Origin of the sequence: Ruegeria sp. HKCCSP346 (genome assembly GCF_017872595.1) — a bacterium.
In the GTDB taxonomy this organism is placed as follows: domain Bacteria; phylum Pseudomonadota; class Alphaproteobacteria; order Rhodobacterales; family Rhodobacteraceae; genus Ruegeria.
This window is the reverse complement of sequence record NZ_JAEDOT010000001.1, coordinates 1,236,096-1,254,060: the sequence shown is the minus strand read 5'-3', so window position 1 is coordinate 1,254,060 and position 17,965 is coordinate 1,236,096. Positions and strand designations below refer to the sequence as shown.

Genomic DNA, 17,965 nt, shown 5'->3' with positions numbered 1-17,965 from the left:
ATCTCAGGCCTTTTTATCGCGGCGAGCCTTTTTCGCCTTCAACATATCAAACAGTTTTCGCGCATATCCGGGCTTGTTTTCCTGCTTGGCCCGCGCAACAGCCAGCGCATCAGGGTCCACATCCCTGGTCACGACAGTGCCCGTCGCGGTCATCGCGCCGTCGCCCACTGTGACCGGCGCCACCAGCATGGTGTTCGAGCCGACAAAGACATTCTCCCCAATCGTGGTCTTGTGCTTCATCACGCCGTCATAGTTGCAGGTGATCGTGCCTGCGCCGATGTTGGTCGCAGCGCCAACCGAAGCGTCCCCGATATAGCTGAGGTGATTGACCTTCGCGCCTTCGGCGATTTCGGCATTCTTGATCTCGACAAAATTGCCGACCCGCGTGTTTTCGGCCAGTTCGGCACCAGGGCGCAGGCGCGCGTAGGGGCCGACGACAGCGCCCCGGCTGACATGGCAGCCCTCAAGATGCGAAAAGGCGCGGATCGTTGCGCCGCTTTCGACCGTGACGCCCGGTCCGAACACCACATTTGGCTCGATCACCGTATCGCGCCCGACCACCGTATCCGCGGCCAGATACACCGTGTCAGGCGCCATCAAGGTGACACCCAGGTCAAGCAGCTCGGCACGGGCGCGCGTCTGAAATACGGCATCGGCGGCCGCCAGATCAGCGCGAGAGTTCACGCCCAGCGTCTGCGCCTCGTCGCACGCGACTGCGGTCACGTTCAGCCCACGGCGGCGCGCAATTTCAACCACGTCGGTCAAATAGTATTCGCCCGAAGCGTTGTCGTTTCCGATCTCGTCGATCAGCGAAAACAGCAGCTGCGCATTGCAGGCCAAAAGCCCTGAGTTGCAAAATGTTATGGATCGTTCTTCATCCGACGCATCCTTGAATTCGACAATGCGTTCCAGCACGTCGCCATTCATGACCAGCCGGCCATAACGGGCAGGATCGGCTGCTTCAAAGCCAAGAATAACAAGGTCATTCCCGGACCGTGCCTCGATCATCCTTTCCAGCGTGTCGGGCTGCAGGAACGGGGTGTCGCCGTAAAGAACAACCACATCACCTTCGAACCCGCTCAATGCGCTTCGGGCCTGGGCGACCGCATGGGCCGTACCCAACTGGTCTTCCTGCACGGCGATCTGCGCCCCTTCATCCTCGGCCCGTGCAACCTTTGCCACAGCTTCGGACCCGTGGCCGGTGACGATCACGGTATGTTCGGGCGACAGGACAGATCCGGCGCGCATCGCATGGATCAGCATCGGAACCTGAGCGATGGGATGCAGAACTTTGGGAAGGTCCGAATTCATCCTGGTGCCTTTTCCGGCGGCAAGGATGACAAGGGCAGTGGTCATGAATTCGTTTTCTCTTTGTGTTTTGTTGCGGTCCGTTTTATCCGCTGAGGTCAAAGGCGCAAGCCGTTCGGCCATCAAACAAGATTGCCGATTGAAACAGGACACGGCGAAAACCTGCCGAGCAAGGGGGCGAAGTGCGCACCGTCATCTTCGATCTGGACGGCACTTTGGCGGATACATCCGGCGATTTGCTGGCGGCCGCGAACCATTGTTTCCGCAAGATGGGGCACGGGGATGTACTGGTCCACGGGCCGGATTCCGGTGTGGCGCTGCGAGGTGGACGCATGATGCTGACCCACGGGCTGAAACGAGTCGGGGCCTATGACGAGGATACGGTGCAGGCCTATTACCCGGTTCTTCTTGAGGCCTACGCGCAGGACATCGACACCCACACCAGTTTCTATCCCGGCGCACTACAGGCGGTCGAGATGCTGAGTGACGCGGGTTATGGTGTGGGCATTTGCACGAACAAACCGGAACATCTGGCCGAATTGTTGCTGACACGCATGGGGGTGCGGGACCGTTTTGCATCTTTGGTCGGGGCAGATACGCTGCCGGTCCGCAAACCGGACCCGGCGCCGTTGCGTGAAGCCGCGCGCCGTGCCGGGGGCGATCCGGACTTGTGCGTGCTGGTCGGAGACTCGGATACCGACCGCAACACCGCCAGGGCGGCGGGCGTTCCTTCGGTGCTGGTTACCTTCGGGCCATCGGGGGATGACATGGCGGCGCTGGAACCCGAAGCCCTTCTGCATCATTTTGATGACTTGCCCGGCCTTGTGCCTGATCTGATCGGTGCGGCAGTCTGAAACCTTGACCGGACCCTTTCGGAGCCTCAGAACAAGACCATGACCGACGTATTCTCTGGCAGCTTTACGCAGCAGGAACCCCTTCCGGAAGAAGCAATCGAAGCGGCACTGGCCGTTCTGCGCCATGGACGTCTGCATCGTTACAATGTCGTCCCCGGAGAGTTGGGGGAAACGGCCCTGCTGGAGCAGGAATTTGCGGCGCAGATGGGGGCCAAATACTGTCTGGCGGTTTCGTCTGGCGGTTACGCTCTGGCCACGGCCCTGCGTGCGGTTGGCGTGCAGCCGGGCGACCCGGTTTTGACCAATGCGTTTACGCTGGCGCCGGTGCCGGGGTCGATTGCCTCGGTCGGAGGGCGGGCAATTTTTGTCGGAGTGACGGAAGAGCTGACCATCGATCTGGATGATCTAGAGGGCAAGCTAGATCAAGCGCGTGTTCTGATGCTCAGCCATATGCGTGGGCATCTGTGTGATATGGACCGGCTGATGCAGATGTGTGACGCGGCCGGGGTGATCGTGATCGAGGATTGCGCACACACGATGGGTGCAGCCTGGCGCGGTCAGTTGTCAGGACGGCAGGGCGCGATCGGGTGTTATTCCTGCCAGACCTACAAGCATGTCAATTCGGGCGAAGGGGGCTTGCTGGTCACCGATGACGAGGAACTGGCGGCCAAGGCTACGATGTTGTCGGGGTCCTACATGTTGTACGAACGCCATCTTGCGGCGCCGGGGCCGGACGTGTTCGAACGGATCAAATACACCACGCCCAACGTCTCGGGCCGGATGGACAATTTGCGCGCCGCCATCCTGCGCCCGCAATTGCGGGATCTGGACCGGCAGGTGGAACGGTGGAACGAACGTTATCGCGAGATCGAAGCCGGGTTGCGGGGCACGCCGGGACTGACGATCGTCGAACGGCCCGAAGAAGAAACCTATGTCGGGTCTTCGATTCAGTTCTTGCTGCTGGATTGGGTGCCTGAACGGATAGCCGAAGTCATCAGCCGTTGCGCAGCGCGTGGGGTTGAGCTGAAGTGGTTCGGCGGTGCCGAACCGACAGGATTCACGTCGCGCTATGACAGTTGGCGATATTTCGATAGCGAGCGGATGCCTGAAAGTGACCGCGTTCTGGCCGGCGTTATGGATATGCGCGTGCCTTTGACGTTTTCCCTGGAGGATTGTCGATTGATCGCCCGGATCATCCGGGCTGAGGTGAGCGCGGTTTATCAGTCTTGACCAAGCGGAGTGCGCCTGCGGCGCACGCTCGATCTTTTAAAACGCCGCCCTTTTCGGGGCGGCGTTTTCTGTTTCGGACGCGCTGCCACAAAGATTGACCGGCGGCAGATTCGCTGCTAGAGATTTATTGAACACTTGTTCATTAAAGCGGAGGGAAGACGCAGATGTTCATGGCCACGATGAAATTCGATCTGGGTGAGGATGTGAATGCCCTGCGCGAGATGGTGCATCGCTGGGCGCAGGAGCGTGTCAAACCGATGGCGGCCGAGATCGACGCCACCAATGCCTTTCCGAATGAGCTGTGGAAAGAGATGGGAGACCTTGGTCTGCTGGGTGTTACCGTGCCGGAAGAGTACGGCGGTGCAGGCATGTCTTATCTGGCGCATACGATCGCCGTCGAAGAGGTCGCGCGCGCTTCAGCTTCGGTTTCTTTGTCATACGGGGCGCATTCGAACCTGTGCGTGAACCAGATCAAGCTGAACGGCAATGAAGAACAGAAGCAAAAGTACCTGCCGAGGCTTATCTCGGGCGAGCATGTGGGGGCGCTGGCCATGTCGGAACCTTCGGCCGGGTCGGATGTGGTGTCGATGAAGCTGCGCGCCGAAAAGCGGAACGACCATTACCGTCTGAACGGCAACAAATACTGGATCACCAACGGGCCGGATGCGGATACTCTGGTGGTTTATGCCAAGACGGACCCCGATGCCGGATCAAAGGGTATTACCGCATTTCTGATCGAAAAAGAGATGAAGGGTTTTTCAACCTCGCCCCATTTCGACAAGCTGGGTATGCGCGGGTCGAACACGGCTGAGCTGATCTTTGAAGATGTAGAGGTTCCGTTCGAGAACGTGTTGGGCGAAGAGGGCAAGGGTGTTGCCGTGCTCATGTCGGGGCTGGATTATGAACGGGTCGTGCTGGCAGGCATCGGGACCGGCATCATGGCCGCCTGTCTGGACGAAGTGATGCCTTATCTGGCTGAACGCAAGCAGTTCGGCAAACCCATCGGCAGCTTTCAGTTGATGCAGGGCAAGATTGCCGACATGTACACCGCGATGAACTCGGCGCGGGCCTATGTTTACGAAGTCGCCAAGGCGTGTGACCGCGGTGACGTGACCCGGCAGGATGCGGCAGCGTGTTGCCTTTACGCGTCGGAACAGGCGATGGTTCAGGCCCATCAGGCGGTTCAGGCGCTGGGCGGGGCGGGCTTCCTGTCGGATGCGCCGGTCAGCCGGATTTTCCGGGATGCCAAGCTGATGGAGATCGGTGCAGGCACCAGCGAGATTCGCCGGATGCTGATCGGCCGCGAAATGATGAATGAAATGCTCTGAAAGAAAAAACACCCTGCGGACGAGGTAACCGCAGGGCGCTTTGGAAACGGGATCAGAACCGATGGACGTAGGAAACACCGACCAGCCAGGGATCGATTTCCGCGGTGCCGATGGGGGCGCCGTTGAGCGAGACGTCCGAGTCAATGTCGAACCAGCGCACGTTCAGGCGGATCGCCCCGTTGTCGGTGACCATGTAATCCAGACCGGCCTGCAACGAGACGCCGAAGGAGTCATCGACCTTGATGTTGCCCAGGGGCGATTGCTCGTCGAAGAAGATCGTATAGTTGAGACCGGCGCCGACATAGGGTTTCCAGGCGCTGTTGGTCGGGAAGTGATAATTCAGCGACAGGGTGGGCGGCAGGTGCTTGACCGTGGCCGCGTCCGTACCGCCAAGGGCCACGGTGTGTTTGAACGGGGTCGCCGCCAGAAGCTCAATGCCCAGGTTGTCGCGAATAAAGTATTCGGCGGTGAAAATCGGGCGGGTGTCCGCGTCGATCGTCGCTGCCGCACCGGCCAGCGTGCCGTTGTCGGATTTCGGATCCAGATAGCCAACACCGATACCCAGCGTCCAGTCCCCTTGCGACTGGGCCAAAGCCGGAGCCGCCAGGGCGACCAGCGCGGTAGACAGTGTCAAAGCGGCGAGTTTCTTTGTCATATTCTTGCCTTTGGTTATGTTGATGCTCTTGGTTTCGCAAAGGCGGTGTCCGGCCACTCTGATCTGCATCAAGTTTGTGTGATGTGTCCGCCCAAGGTCAGGTCGCGAAGCATCAGGAAAACAAGGGGAATTCGCGTTGTTGCACGCTGAGCGCATACCGGGTTTGCGCTCAGGAGGAGGCTGGGACATACCGGACCGGCTGAACATGGCGCAGCAATGTCTGAACCATCCGGGTGATCAGGTGGCGCTTATTGATCTGACCGGATCAGGGCAGCGGCTGACAACCTATGGGCAACTGGCGCAAATGGCTGATGGGATTGCCCGCGCCCTGCTGGCCCGCGTCCGGCCCGGTGATCGGGTCGGAGTGCTGCTGAGCCAGTCACCCTGGTGTGCGGCAGCTCATCTGGCGATCTGGAAGATCGGCGCGATTTCGGTGCCCTTGTTCAAGTTATTCAAACGGGATGCGCTGCGGTCGCGGGCGGGCGATGCAGGCGTTCAGATCGTGCTGACTGATGCTGAAGGGGTGGATTTGCTGGGCGATCTGGCTGAACCTCTGATCGCATCCGAAATTGGCGTGGCCGGTCCTGCGCTGCCCTATGCCGCGACAGGGCCCGAGGATCCTGCCGTATTGATCTACACCTCTGGTACAACCGGCAGCCCCAAAGGCGCACTGCACGGGCATCGGGTTCTGACCGGGCATGTGCCGGGTGTCTCGATCAGCCACAATCACCTGCGCGAAGGAGACTGCCTGTGGACCCCGGCGGATTGGGCGTGGATCGGCGGGTTGTTCGATGTGCTGATGCCGGGCCTTGCGCTGGGCATTCCGGTTGTCGCGGCACGGCTTGAAAAGTTCACTCCCGAAGCCTGCGCCGAGATCATTGCGCGGGGCGGGGTGCGGAATGTGTTCTTTCCGCCGACCGCCCTGCGGATGCTCAAGGCGGCGGATCAGGCGATCCCGGGTTTGCGCTCGGTTGCGTCCGGGGGTGAGCCGCTGGGGGCCGAGATGCTGGCCTGGGGCCACGGTGCGTTTGGTCTGACGATCAACGAATTCTACGGCCAGACCGAATGCAATATGGTCGTATCCTCCTGCGCCGAGGATTTCCCTGTTCAACCCGGCTGTATCGGAAAGCCGGTGCCTGGGCATGAAGTCGCGGTGATCGACGAGGATGGCATCCCGACCAGCGAGGAAGGCGATGTTGCCATCCGGCGGGGTTCGGCCTCGATGCTGCTGGAATACTGGAACAATCCGCAAGCGACGGCCGAGAAGTTCCGGGGTGACTGGCTGATCACCGGAGACCGCGGCGTGTGGGAAGGCGACTATCTGCGCTTTGTCGGTCGGGATGATGACGTGATCACCTCGGCCGGTTACCGCATCGGTCCGGCCGAGATCGAGGATTGCCTGCTGACCCATCCGGCTGTGGCCACCGTGGGCGTGGTCGGCAAGCCCGACCCGCTGCGGACCGAGATCGTCAAGGCCTATGTGGTGTTGAAACCGGGGGCCGAGGCCACGGGTGCCGAGTTGCAGGGTTGGGTCAAGGACCGTCTGGCGCATTATTCGTACCCGCGCGAGGTGGCATTTCTGGAGGAACTGCCGATGACCGTGACCGGGAAGGTGATCCGCAAGGAGTTGAAGGCGCGGGCGGCGGGGGAAGATGTAGGGGAATGAAAGTACTCGATAGAATTAGTGGGCTCCGATGTCCTTGTTGCGACGCACCTGTCACGTGGAATATCGCAAATACAGCGAAGGGCAGTGAGGGCTACATACCTTTCGTCGAATGTGGAAAATGCAATGAGAAGCTCAGAGTCGCGAGCGGTTCTGGTCTCATCCACGCAATAATAGCTTGCACCCTCGTGACCGTTTTTTGGTTCGCCTTTGGAATGATGGGCTTGTTCGGCGTCGACGGCGTGTCACTGTTCCCAAGTTGGGTGCCGATTGGACTATTAGGAAAATCAATATTGTTTGGCATTGCTGTGGTTTTCATAGCTCTTCCAATTGCCAATCGGTCTTTGAAAATAGAGGTATGCAAATGAAACTCACATCCAAAGCTATGCCCGCCTCTGAGGGCTTCAAAGCCAACCGCGCAGCCCACCTCGACGCGCTGGCGCAAATCTCTGCCGCAGCCGAAGCAGCCCGCATGGGGGGCGGTGAGAAATCCCGAGCGCGGCATGAATCCCGAGGCAAGATGTTGCCGCGCAGGCGGGTGGCGAACCTGCTTGATCCGGGGTCGCCGTTCCTTGAAATCGGGGCGACAGCGGCACATGGGATGTATGGCGGTGCCGCGCCCTGTGCTGGGGTGATTGCGGGCATTGGCCTTGTGCAGGGGCAGCAGGTTATGGTTGTGTGCAATGATGCCACCGTGAAAGGCGGCACCTACTATCCGATGACGGTCAAAAAACACCTGCGGGCGCAGGAGATTGCCGAGGAAAACCATCTGCCCTGTATCTATCTGGTCGACAGCGGTGGCGCGAACCTGCCCAATCAGGATGAGGTCTTTCCCGACCGCGATCACTTTGGCCGCATTTTCTACAACCAGGCGCGGATGAGCGCGAAGGGGATCGCTCAGATCGCCGTGGTCATGGGGTCATGCACGGCCGGTGGCGCCTATGTGCCTGCGATGTCAGATGTGACCATCATCGTCAAGGAGCAGGGTACGATCTTTCTGGCCGGGCCGCCTCTGGTCAAGGCCGCGACCGGAGAGGTGGTGAGCGCCGAGGATCTGGGCGGCGGCGACGTCCACACGCGCCTGTCCGGCGTGGCCGACTATCTGGCCGAGGATGATGCCCACGCGCTGGCTTTGGCCCGCCGGGCGGTTGGGTCGCTGAACCGCCACAAGCCGCAGACGGTGGACTGGGCCAGCCCCGAAGATCCGGCCTATGACCCCGAGGAAATCCTGGGCGTTGTCCCTGCTGATCTGCGCACGCCCTATGACATCCGTGAAGTGATTGCGCGTCTGGTCGATGGGTCTCGGTTCGACGAATTCAAACCGCGCTTCGGCGAAACGCTGGTCACGGGGTTTGCCCATGTCAAAGGCTGTCCGGTTGGGATCATCGCCAATAACGGCGTGCTGTTTTCCGAAGCCGCGCAGAAGGGCGCCCATTTCGTCGAGCTGTGTTCGCAACGCAAAATCCCGCTTGTGTTCCTGCAAAACATCACCGGCTTCATGGTGGGCCGCAAATACGAGAACGAAGGCATCGCGCGCCATGGCGCCAAGATGGTGACGGCCGTGGCGACCACTTCGGTGCCCAAAATCACGATGCTGGTCGGCGGCTCGTTTGGTGCTGGAAACTACGGCATGGCCGGTCGCGCCTATCAGCCGCGCTTTCTGTGGACCTGGCCGAATTCGCGCATTTCGGTGATGGGCGGCGAGCAGGCCGCTGGCGTTCTGGCCACCGTCAAACGCGACGGGATAGAACGGCAGGGTGGCACGTGGTCCGCCGAAGAGGAGGCCGAGTTCAAACGCCCGACGCTGGATATGTTCGAGGAACAGTCGCATCCACTCTATGCCTCGGCCCGACTGTGGGATGACGGCATCATTGACCCGCGCAAGAGCCGCGATGTGCTGGCCCTGTCGCTCAGCGCCGCTCTGAATGCCCCGATCGAGGAGACACGTTTCGGCGTGTTCAGGATGTGAGATGAGCGAGAGTTTGAAAGACATAATAGCCCGTTATCCCGGTGCACAAACCTTCAAATTCGGCGACAACCCCGTGCTGAGTTCAGAGCTTCTGGCCTTGGTCCGTTCTGGCCGTAAAACAGCGACCTGCGACGCGCTCAGAAACTATCCTGATGACAGCCTTGAGATGCCCAAGTCCGGTCGCCGCGATATTGCGCTGAACTGGGATGACACTCCGGCGTTGGTCATTGAAACCGTTGATATTTCGATCCAGCGTTACTGCGATGTGACCGAGGAATTCGCCTTGGCGGAAGGTGAAAATGAAACGCTTGAAGGATGGCGGGAAGATCATCGTCGATATTTCCAACGAAACGGCGGCTTTGATCCCGAGATGAAACTCGTGTGCGAACGGTTCCGTCTCGTCGAAGATCTGGCATTGGAAGGGTGAAGGCTATGTTCAACAAAATTCTGATTGCCAACCGGGGTGAGATCGCCTGCCGGGTGATGGAAACGGCTCAGAGCATGGGCGTGTCCTGCGTTGCTGTTTATTCCGATGCGGATGCAGCCGCAAAACACGTTCAGATGGCGGATGAGGCAGTTCATATTGGCGGCCCGGCCCCGGCGGACAGCTATTTGAAGGGTGATGTGATCATTCAGGCCGCGCTGGACACCGGCGCGCAGGCGATCCATCCGGGGTATGGCTTTCTGTCCGAGAATCCCGATTTCGTGGATGCCGTGCAGGCGGCGGGGCTGACGTTCATCGGCCCCTCGGCGGATGCGATCCGCAAGATGGGCCTCAAGGACGCGGCCAAGGTTCTGATGGAGAAGGCCGGCGTTCCGGTCGTGCCCGGTTATCACGGCGACAATCAGGACCCCGAGCATCTGGCAGGTGCGGCGGATGCCATCGGCTATCCGGTTCTGATCAAGGCCGTTGCGGGCGGCGGCGGCAAGGGGATGCGCCTAGTCGAACGCCCCGAGGATTTCGCGACCGCGCTCGACAGCGCGCGGGGTGAGGCCCGGACCGCCTTCGGCAATGATGCCGTGCTGGTCGAAAAATTCGTGGCCAAACCCCGCCATATCGAAGTGCAGGTGTTCGGCGATGGTACTCATGCCGTGCATCTGTTCGAAAGGGACTGCTCGTTGCAGCGCCGCCATCAGAAGGTGATCGAAGAAGCCCCCGCCCCGGGCATGACGTCTGAGATGCGCGAGGCTATGGGTCAGGCCGGCGTGCGGGCCGCCGAGGCGATCGGCTATAAAGGCGCGGGCACGGTCGAATTCATCGTCGATGCCTCGGACGGGCTGCGCCCCGACAGATTCTGGTTCATGGAAATGAACACGCGCCTTCAGGTGGAGCACCCGGTGACAGAGGCGATCACGGGGATCGACCTGGTCGAGTGGCAGCTTCGCGTGGCCGCAGGCGAGAGCCTTCCCAAGAAACAGGATGATCTTGCGATCTCTGGCCATGCCTTCGAGGCTCGTCTGTATGCCGAGGATGTGCCGAAAGGGTTCCTGCCCGCGACGGGAACGCTGACTCATCTGGTTTTCCCCGGCAATTGTCGCGCCGATAGCGGGGTTCGCGCCGGGGACACGATCAGCCCGTGGTATGACCCGATGATCGCCAAGGTGGTGGTGCATGGATCGACGCGTGCCATTGCACTTGAGACGTTGAACCGGGTGCTGCAACAGACCGAAGTTGCGGGTACCGTTACCAATCTGGCCTTTCTGGGCGCGTTGACGCGTCACGAAGGATTTGCCTCGGGCGATGTCGATACGGGGCTGATCGGGCGGGACCTTGAAATGTTGGTGCAGGAACCCGAGCCGTCGGATGTTACCGCGGTCGCGGCTGCGATGACAGCATTGGATCTGGTGGATGTCGATCCGGAAACCGGGTTTTCGCTGTGGGCGCCGCTGCATCGTGCCGTGCAATTGTCCCGTCGCGACGACGTGCCGGATCTGGATGTGCAGGTCGATGGGCCGGATCGCCAGATTTGGCAGATTGGCAAAAACCGCGTCGTTGCGGACCGCACCGCCGGGCGCTGGATGTTGAACGACACGCCGATGCCTCGCGTTGCTGCACATAACGGGACCCTGACGGTTTTCACCGATTACGGTCAGAGCTTCGACGTCATCGATCCGCTGGACCGCGATACCAGCGCGACCGGCGACACCAATGTGATCGAGGCGCCTATGCCCGGTCTGGTCAAAGCCGTCTTTGCCACAGCGGGACAAACCGTACAGAAAGGCGATCGTCTGGCCATTTTGGAAGCGATGAAGATGGAGCATTCGCTGCTTGCGGCGCGGGACGGGATCGTTGCCGAAGTGCTGGTCGGGGATGGTTCGCAGGTCGAAGCCGGGGCTGCCTTGGTGAGGTTGGAGGAAGAAGCTTGATCTGTACCCGCGCAACGCGGCGTGCCAAGGTCAGACGACATTTGCTTGAAACGACGACAATCCAGAAGGGGGGCGGACATGGGTGAGCTGGTCGAAATCTATGAGGTCGGGCCGCGCGACGGGCTGCAAAACGAAAAACGCGAAATACCGGTCGCGGACAAGATCGCCTTGATCGACTGTCTCAGCCGGGCGGGGTTTCGCCGGATCGAGGTTGCAAGCTTCGTGTCCCCGAAATGGGTGCCGCAGATGGCGGGTTCCGCTCAGGTGCTGGGGGGGATCACGCGTGCGAATGGGGTGCGCTATGCCGCGCTGACGCCGAACATGCATGGCTATGGCGACGCGCTGGCGGCCAGGGCGGACGAGATTGCCGTGTTTGCCTCGGCCTCCGAAGGATTCTCGAAGGCCAATATCAATGCCTCCATCGCCGAGTCGATCGAGCGGTTCACGCCGATTCTGGAGGCGGCGCGCCATATCGACCTGCCGGTTCGTGGCTATGTCTCATGCGTTACGGATTGCCCATATGACGGTCCGACGCCGCCCGAAAAAGTGGCTGAGGTTGCTGATCGGCTTTTCGCGCTGGGCTGTTACGAGGTTTCGCTGGGCGACACGATAGGGCAGGGGACTCCGGACAAGGTTGCACATATGCTTCTGGCAGTGCGCGAGAGGGTTCCAGTGACGCGGCTGGCGGGGCATTTCCATGACACCAACGGGCGCGCGATCGACAACATCGATGCGGCATTGGCGCTGGGCGTGCGGGTGTTCGATGCAGCAGTGGGAGGGTTGGGCGGTTGCCCCTACGCCCCGGGTGCGGCCGGTAACGTGGCGACCGAGGAGGTTGCGGCACATTTGCATCGGCTGGGATACGAAACTGGCCTGGATATCGACGTTGTTGAAGAGGCCGCGCAGATGGCCAGGGCTTTGAGGGGCTGACATGTTTGAAACGATCACGATCTCGACGGATAGGCGTGGTGTCGCGACGCTCACCCTGAATCGGCCGGAAAAACACAATGCCATGTCGGGGCAGATGATCACGGAATTGACCGACGCCGCATCGCAACTTGGTCAGGATGACGCGGTCCGGGCGGTCGTTCTGGCCGCGGCGGGCAGGACGTTTTGTGCCGGCGGTGATCTGGGGTGGATGCAGGACCAGATGGCGGCTGACAAAAAGACGCGTTTTGTCGAGGCGCGCAAACTGGCCGAGATGTTGCAGGCTCTGAACACGATGCCAAAGCCTCTGATCGGGGCGTTGCAGGGCAATGCCTTTGGGGGCGGGGTGGGCATGGCGGCCGTGTGCGATGTCGCGATCGGGGTCGACAGTCTGATGATGGGGTTGACCGAAACGCGCCTGGGGCTGATCCCCGCGACAATTGGCCCCTATGTCATCGCCCGCATGGGCGAAGCCCGCGCGCGCCGGGTCTTCATGTCGGCCCGTCTGTTCGATGCGTCCGAGGCCGTTGATCTGGGCCTGCTGGCGAAAACCGTGTCGGCAGATCGGCTTTCGGAGGCCGTTGAGGACGAAATTCGCCCCTATTTGTCTTGCGCGCCCGGGGCGGTTGCCTCTGCCAAGGCGCTGGTGCGCGCTTTGGGGCCGCGCATCGACGATGCCGTGATCGATCAGACCATAGGCGAGTTGGTCGAGCGGTGGGAAACACACGAGGCACGCGAAGGGATCGCGGCGTTTTTTGAAAAACGAAAACCTGCATGGAATAAGTAGGTTTTACAAGGTTCCGCCATGCCAATGCCAAACGCCGGTGCTGCGATTCTATGCCGCGCTGTCAAGCGCAGGTTTGATCGCGAAGGGGGCTGTGTTCGGTTGACCCTCTGACCCCGCGGGGATAGAGAATGTCCAGTCAACACGCCAATTGACGGCGCACCCGGATCGGGGCATGCGCAGGAAAGGAGCTATTCGTGGAAGACCTGCTGCGGGAGTACCTCCCGATTCTGGTGTTTCTGGCCGTTGCCGTTGGCCTTGGGATCGTCTTGATTCTGGCCGCCGTCGTACTGGCCGTCCGCAATCCCGACCCCGAAAAGGTCAGCGCATATGAATGTGGTTTCAATGCCTTCGACGATGCGCGGATGAAATTCGACGTCCGATTCTATCTGGTTTCGATTCTGTTCATCATCTTCGATCTTGAAATTGCCTTCCTGTTTCCCTGGGCCGTCGGCTTCAAGGACATCAGCGATGCCGGGTTCTGGTCCATGATGGTGTTCCTGGGTGTTCTGACCATCGGCTTTGCCTATGAATGGAAGAAAGGGGCGCTGGAATGGGAGTGATGACAGGTGCAAACACCGCTGGCGTCGACAAAGAAGTCGCCACCCAGGCCCTGAATGCCGAGCTGCAGGACAAAGGGTTCCTGCTGACCTCGACCGAAGACATCATCAACTGGGCCCGTACCGGCTCGCTGCACTGGATGACCTTTGGTCTGGCCTGCTGCGCAGTTGAGATGATGCATACCTCGATGCCGCGTTATGATGCGGAACGGTTTGGCATTGCCCCCCGAGCGTCTCCGCGTCAGTCGGATGTGATGATCGTGGCCGGAACCCTGACCAACAAGATGGCGCCCGCGCTGCGCAAGGTCTATGACCAGATGCCCGAGCCGCGCTATGTGATCTCGATGGGGTCTTGCGCGAATGGCGGTGGGTATTACCACTATTCCTATTCCGTCGTACGTGGCTGTGACCGGGTTGTTCCGGTGGACATCTACGTGCCCGGATGCCCTCCGACTGCTGAGGCGCTGCTTTACGGTCTGATGCAGTTGCAACGCAAAATCCGCCGTACCGGCACAATTGTCCGCTGAGGAGAGAGCTGATGAGCGAAGCACTCAAGGAACTCGGCGCGCAGCTGGAAATCAAACGATCTGATTGCGTTCTGTCATGGGACGTGACCCATGGCGAACTGAACGTGGATGTGGCGCCGTCAAACCTTGTGGAATTCGTCGAATTCCTGAAATCCGACCAGAGCAGCAAATTCTCGTCGCTGGTAGATATCACGGGTGTGGATTACCCCGAACGCGCCAAACGGTTCGATGTCGTCTATCACTTCCTGTCGATGTACCAGAACCAGCGCATCCGGCTGCGGGTGTCGATCCGCGAGGATGACATGGTGCCCTCGATCGTCGATGTTCACCCCTCGGCCAACTGGTTCGAGCGTGAGGTGTACGACATGTTCGGCATCCTGTTCTCGGGCCACCCAGATCTGCGCCGCATCCTGACCGACTATGGCTTTCGCGGTCATCCGCTGCGCAAGGATTTTCCGACCACTGGCTATACCGAGGTCCGCTATGACGAGGCGCAGAAACGCGTCGTCTACGAGCCGGTCAGTCTCGTGCAGGAGTACCGTCAGTTTGATTTCATGTCCCCATGGGAAGGTGCGAACTACATTCTGCCGGGGGATGAGAAACAGGAGACCGAATAATGGGTGGCATCTGGTGGCTGATCCTGTCTGCGCTGACCATCATTCCGATGGTGAAGATATTGCCGTTCTTCGGGATCAACAAATACTGGTGCCTGCTGTGTCTGGTTCCCTTTGGCACGATCGCCCTGCTGTGGTGGGTCGGGCTTAAACTGCAAGAGCTGGAGCGCCGCTGATGGGTCTGGGGGAACTGATCGCGTTGGGGGCGCTGGGGGTTCTGCTGGCCGGGGCTGCTGCCAAAGCGGCCGAGGCGGAAAAGGTTCGGGTTCGGGCCGATGCGAAAAAGAAACGAGGGCGTTGATGGACGGCTCAAGATACGATGACGGCAGCACGGACGCGCTGAGCGGAGAACAGAAGATCCGCAACTTTAACATTAACTTCGGCCCGCAACACCCTGCGGCGCACGGGGTTCTGCGTTTGGTGCTTGAACTGGACGGCGAGATTGTCGAGCGCTGCGACCCGCATATCGGCCTGCTGCACCGCGGCACCGAAAAGCTGATGGAAAGCCGGACGTATCTGCAAAACCTGCCCTATTTCGACCGTCTGGATTACGTGGCGCCGATGAACCAGGAACATGCCTGGTGTCTGGCCATCGAAAAGCTGACCGGGGTTGACGTACCGCGTAGGGGTTCGCTGATCCGGGTTCTGTATTCCGAGATCGGGCGCATCCTGAACCACTTGCTAAACGTGACCACGCAGGCGATGGACGTGGGCGCGCTGACGCCGCCGCTGTGGGGTTTTGAAGAGCGCGAAAAGCTGATGGTGTTCTATGAGCGTGCCTGCGGTGCCCGTCTGCACGCCGCCTATTTCCGCCCCGGTGGCGTCCATCAGGACCTGCCGCCGGAACTGCTGGACGATATCGAGGCGTGGAGCCACGAGTTCCCCGCCGTTCTCGATGATATTGACGGTCTGCTGACCGAAAACCGCATCTTCAAACAGCGCAACGCCGATATTGGCGTCGTGACCGAGGATGACATCCAGAAATACGGCTTCTCGGGCGTGATGGTGCGTGGATCAGGTCTGGCCTGGGACCTGCGTCGCGCGCAGCCCTATGAATGCTATGACGAGTTCGAGTTCCAAATCCCCGTCGGCAAGAACGGCGATTGCTATGACCGCTACCTTGTCCGCATGGAGGAAATGCGCCAGTCGCTGCTGATCATCCGTCAGGCCATCGCCAAAATCCGCGAGTGCCCCGGTGACGTTCTGGCGCGCGGCAAGATCACCCCGCCAAAACGCTCGGACATGAAGACCTCGATGGAAAGCCTGATCCATCACTTCAAACTGTATACCGAAGGCTTCCACGTGCCGGCTGGTGAGGTCTATGCCGCCGTCGAGGCCCCCAAGGGCGAGTTCGGCGTCTATCTGGTCGCCGACGGCACCAACAAGCCTTATCGCGCCAAACTGCGCGCGCCCGGTTTCCTGCACCTGCAAGCCATGGACCACGTTGCCAAAGGCCACCAACTGGCCGACGTCGCCGCCATCATCGGCACCATGGACGTTGTGTTTGGGGAGATTGATCGGTGAGATGCTTTGCCCTGATTCTGGCCCTCGTGGCTGCCCTACCGGCGCAGGCCGCATCGACTCACCCGACGGCAAAAGTGCTGGAGGTTATGCGGGAAAACGGCTGTCGGCTGGATATTTCGCAAACCGAGGAGGCTTTTTCTGCGCGTGACCTGCGCCCCGAGGATGTCAGCGCCGTGATCAATTCCTGGGCCGAACGGGGGTTGGCTGGTCTGGACGGTCCCGTATTCGAGATTGCGCCTGCGATTTGCGGTGCGCATGGACTTGCGCCCGAGGATACGGCAAGGCGTGCCGACGCCTTATTTGACTTCGTGCGTTTGAATGGGTGCCGTATGGTCGAAGAAGAAGCCGAGATAAAATTGCGCCCCGCCGGTTTTACACAGGCCGAAACGCCTGATCTGATTGCCTTCCTTGTCGAACAAGGTCGCGCGCATCAGGACGCCCCCTATATCATCGTGATCGGAGATGCCTGCTAATGCTGCGCCGTCTGCACCCCGAACAACCCGAAAGCTTTGCCTTCACCGCTGCCAACCAGCAATGGGCCAAAGCGCAGATTACCAAATACCCCGAGGGGCGTCAGGCCAGCGCGGTGATCCCGCTACTCTGGCGTGCGCAGGAACAAGAGGGATGGCTGAGCCGTCCGGCGATTGAATCGGTCGCGGATATGCTGGGCATGGCCTATATCCGCGTGCTCGAGGTCGCCTCGTTCTACTTCATGTTCCAGCTGCAACCAGTAGGATCTGTGGCGCATATTCAGGTCTGCGGCACGACGTCCTGCATGATCTGCGGGGCCGAGGATCTGATCGCGGTCTGCAAGGAAAAGATCGCTGCCAAGCCGCATGAACTTTCTGCCGATGGCAAGCTGAGCTGGGAAGAGGTCGAGTGCCTGGGATCGTGCACCAATGCGCCGATGGCGCAGATCGGCAAGGATTACTATGAGGACCTGACCGCCGAGAGCTTTGGCAGGATCCTCGACGATCTGGTGGCGGGCAAGGTGCCGACGCCCGGTCCTCAGAATGGGCGTTACGCGGCCGAGCCGTTGAAAGGGCTTTCCAGCCTGTCCGAATATGAAGCCGGCAAGCCGAAATACAACGCGAGTGTTGAACTGGCGACAGAGCTTGGGGACACGGTCAAGCGTATCGACGGAACCGAAGTTCCGATCCTGACTCCTTGGCTTGGTAAGGATGGCAAAGCCGAAGCTTCCGGTTCCGCTCCTCAACCGCCGAAAAAGCCGGAGCCCGGCAAGACGGCGGCACAACAGAGTGGAACCAAAAAATCTACCCATACCGAACCGGCATCTCCCGAGGGCGCTGCGGCAAAGACGGATGGCCCAGACGTTCAGGAGACCCAGCCTAACACTCTAACCGCGGCACGTGACGGCAAGGCGGATGACCTTAAATTGTTGAAAGGCGTCGGCCCCAAGCTGGAAGAAACGCTAAACGAGCTGGGTTTCTATCACTATGACCAGATCGCGGCCTGGACGCCCGAACATGTGGCCTGGGTCGATGCGCGATTGAAATTCAAAGGCCGGATCGAACGCGATGGCTGGATCGAGCAGGCGACCAAGCTTGCTGCCGGTGAGGAAACCGAATTCGCCAAACGTGCCAAATCCGAGGGCACATACGAAGACTAGACGGATGCCCGTTCCGGGCTTCGGG

The 17,965-nt window shown here is 60.2% G+C and carries 19 protein-coding genes; 17 read left to right on the top strand and 2 right to left on the bottom strand.

Annotation, left to right across the window (positions count from 1 at the left end):
- Positions 1-3 precede the first annotated feature (3 nt).
- Positions 4-1,356 carry a bifunctional UDP-N-acetylglucosamine diphosphorylase/glucosamine-1-phosphate N-acetyltransferase GlmU gene (gene glmU, locus I9185_RS06305; protein WP_210092594.1) on the bottom strand — a complete coding sequence of 451 codons (1,353 nt, stop codon included), beginning with the start codon at positions 1,354-1,356 and terminating at the stop codon, positions 4-6.
- A 134-nt stretch (positions 1,357-1,490) separates the two neighbouring features.
- Between glmU and I9185_RS06300 the strand changes: the two genes are divergently transcribed.
- The 3 genes from I9185_RS06300 (at position 1,491) to I9185_RS06290 (ending at position 4,720) form a co-directional block, all read left to right on the top strand.
- Entirely contained in the window at positions 1,491-2,162 is a 672-nt protein-coding gene (locus I9185_RS06300; protein WP_210092593.1) for an HAD-IA family hydrolase, read from the top strand.
- Between the two features lie 39 nt (positions 2,163-2,201).
- Positions 2,202-3,392, top strand: coding sequence for an aminotransferase class I/II-fold pyridoxal phosphate-dependent enzyme (locus I9185_RS06295; RefSeq protein WP_210092592.1), 1,191 nt, complete (start codon positions 2,202-2,204; stop codon positions 3,390-3,392).
- Positions 3,393-3,556: 164 nt separating this feature from the next.
- Positions 3,557-4,720, top strand: coding sequence for an isovaleryl-CoA dehydrogenase (locus tag I9185_RS06290; protein WP_210092591.1), 1,164 nt, complete (start codon positions 3,557-3,559; stop codon positions 4,718-4,720).
- A gap of 52 nt (positions 4,721-4,772) precedes the next feature.
- Here I9185_RS06290 and I9185_RS06285 read toward each other — a convergent pair whose 3' ends face one another.
- Complete coding sequence (locus I9185_RS06285; RefSeq protein ID WP_171227945.1) at positions 4,773-5,375, bottom strand: OmpW family outer membrane protein; 603 nt, start codon at positions 5,373-5,375, stop codon at positions 4,773-4,775.
- Positions 5,376-5,580: 205 nt separating this feature from the next.
- Between I9185_RS06285 and I9185_RS06280 the strand changes: the two genes are divergently transcribed.
- The 14 genes from I9185_RS06280 to I9185_RS06220 all read left to right on the top strand — a co-directional run bounded on the left by I9185_RS06280 (position 5,581) and on the right by I9185_RS06220 (position 17,940).
- Positions 5,581-7,041, top strand: coding sequence for an AMP-binding protein (locus I9185_RS06280; RefSeq protein WP_348539716.1), 1,461 nt, complete (start codon positions 5,581-5,583; stop codon positions 7,039-7,041).
- 361 nt (positions 7,042-7,402) lie between these two features.
- Positions 7,403-9,007, top strand: coding sequence for a carboxyl transferase domain-containing protein (locus I9185_RS06275; RefSeq protein WP_210092590.1), 1,605 nt, complete (start codon positions 7,403-7,405; stop codon positions 9,005-9,007).
- Between the two features lies 1 nt (position 9,008).
- On the top strand, positions 9,009-9,434 hold the full coding sequence (locus I9185_RS06270) for an ASCH domain-containing protein (protein WP_210092589.1): 426 nt from the start codon (positions 9,009-9,011) through the stop codon (positions 9,432-9,434).
- 5 nt (positions 9,435-9,439) lie between these two features.
- The gene (locus I9185_RS06265) at positions 9,440-11,374 is read left to right on the top strand and encodes an acetyl/propionyl/methylcrotonyl-CoA carboxylase subunit alpha (protein ID WP_210092588.1); all 1,935 of its coding nucleotides are present in this window, start codon (positions 9,440-9,442) and stop codon (positions 11,372-11,374) included.
- 78 nt (positions 11,375-11,452) lie between these two features.
- The gene (locus I9185_RS06260; protein ID WP_171631130.1) at positions 11,453-12,304 is read left to right on the top strand and encodes a hydroxymethylglutaryl-CoA lyase; all 852 of its coding nucleotides are present in this window, start codon (positions 11,453-11,455) and stop codon (positions 12,302-12,304) included.
- A 1-nt stretch (position 12,305) separates the two neighbouring features.
- Positions 12,306-13,088 (top strand): crotonase/enoyl-CoA hydratase family protein, encoded by a 783-nt coding sequence (locus I9185_RS06255; protein ID WP_210092587.1) that lies wholly within the window; start codon positions 12,306-12,308, stop codon positions 13,086-13,088.
- 194 nt (positions 13,089-13,282) lie between these two features.
- A complete protein-coding gene (locus I9185_RS06250) occupies positions 13,283-13,648 on the top strand; it encodes an NADH-quinone oxidoreductase subunit A (protein WP_210092586.1) in 366 nt (121 codons plus the stop codon).
- Positions 13,639-14,172, top strand: coding sequence for an NADH-quinone oxidoreductase subunit B (locus I9185_RS06245; RefSeq protein ID WP_010442777.1), 534 nt, complete (start codon positions 13,639-13,641; stop codon positions 14,170-14,172). The genes I9185_RS06250 and I9185_RS06245 overlap by 10 nt, the downstream gene beginning before the upstream one ends.
- 11 nt (positions 14,173-14,183) lie before the next feature.
- Positions 14,184-14,789 carry an NADH-quinone oxidoreductase subunit C gene (locus tag I9185_RS06240; RefSeq protein WP_210092585.1) on the top strand — a complete coding sequence of 202 codons (606 nt, stop codon included), beginning with the start codon at positions 14,184-14,186 and terminating at the stop codon, positions 14,787-14,789.
- Positions 14,789-14,962 (top strand): hypothetical protein, encoded by a 174-nt coding sequence (locus tag I9185_RS06235; RefSeq protein ID WP_010442775.1) that lies wholly within the window; start codon positions 14,789-14,791, stop codon positions 14,960-14,962. Before I9185_RS06240 ends, I9185_RS06235 begins: the two co-directional genes overlap by 1 nt.
- Complete coding sequence (locus I9185_RS20535) at positions 14,962-15,087, top strand: hypothetical protein (protein WP_256368965.1); 126 nt, start codon at positions 14,962-14,964, stop codon at positions 15,085-15,087. The genes I9185_RS06235 and I9185_RS20535 overlap by 1 nt, the downstream gene beginning before the upstream one ends.
- Positions 15,087-16,310 carry an NADH-quinone oxidoreductase subunit D gene (locus I9185_RS06230; RefSeq protein ID WP_210092584.1) on the top strand — a complete coding sequence of 408 codons (1,224 nt, stop codon included), beginning with the start codon at positions 15,087-15,089 and terminating at the stop codon, positions 16,308-16,310. The genes I9185_RS20535 and I9185_RS06230 overlap by 1 nt, the downstream gene beginning before the upstream one ends.
- On the top strand, positions 16,307-16,783 hold the full coding sequence (locus I9185_RS06225) for a hypothetical protein (RefSeq protein WP_171631143.1): 477 nt from the start codon (positions 16,307-16,309) through the stop codon (positions 16,781-16,783). The genes I9185_RS06230 and I9185_RS06225 overlap by 4 nt, the downstream gene beginning before the upstream one ends.
- Positions 16,783-17,940 carry an NADH-quinone oxidoreductase subunit E gene (locus I9185_RS06220; protein WP_209832593.1) on the top strand — a complete coding sequence of 386 codons (1,158 nt, stop codon included), beginning with the start codon at positions 16,783-16,785 and terminating at the stop codon, positions 17,938-17,940. Before I9185_RS06225 ends, I9185_RS06220 begins: the two co-directional genes overlap by 1 nt.
- Positions 17,941-17,965 lie beyond the last annotated feature (25 nt).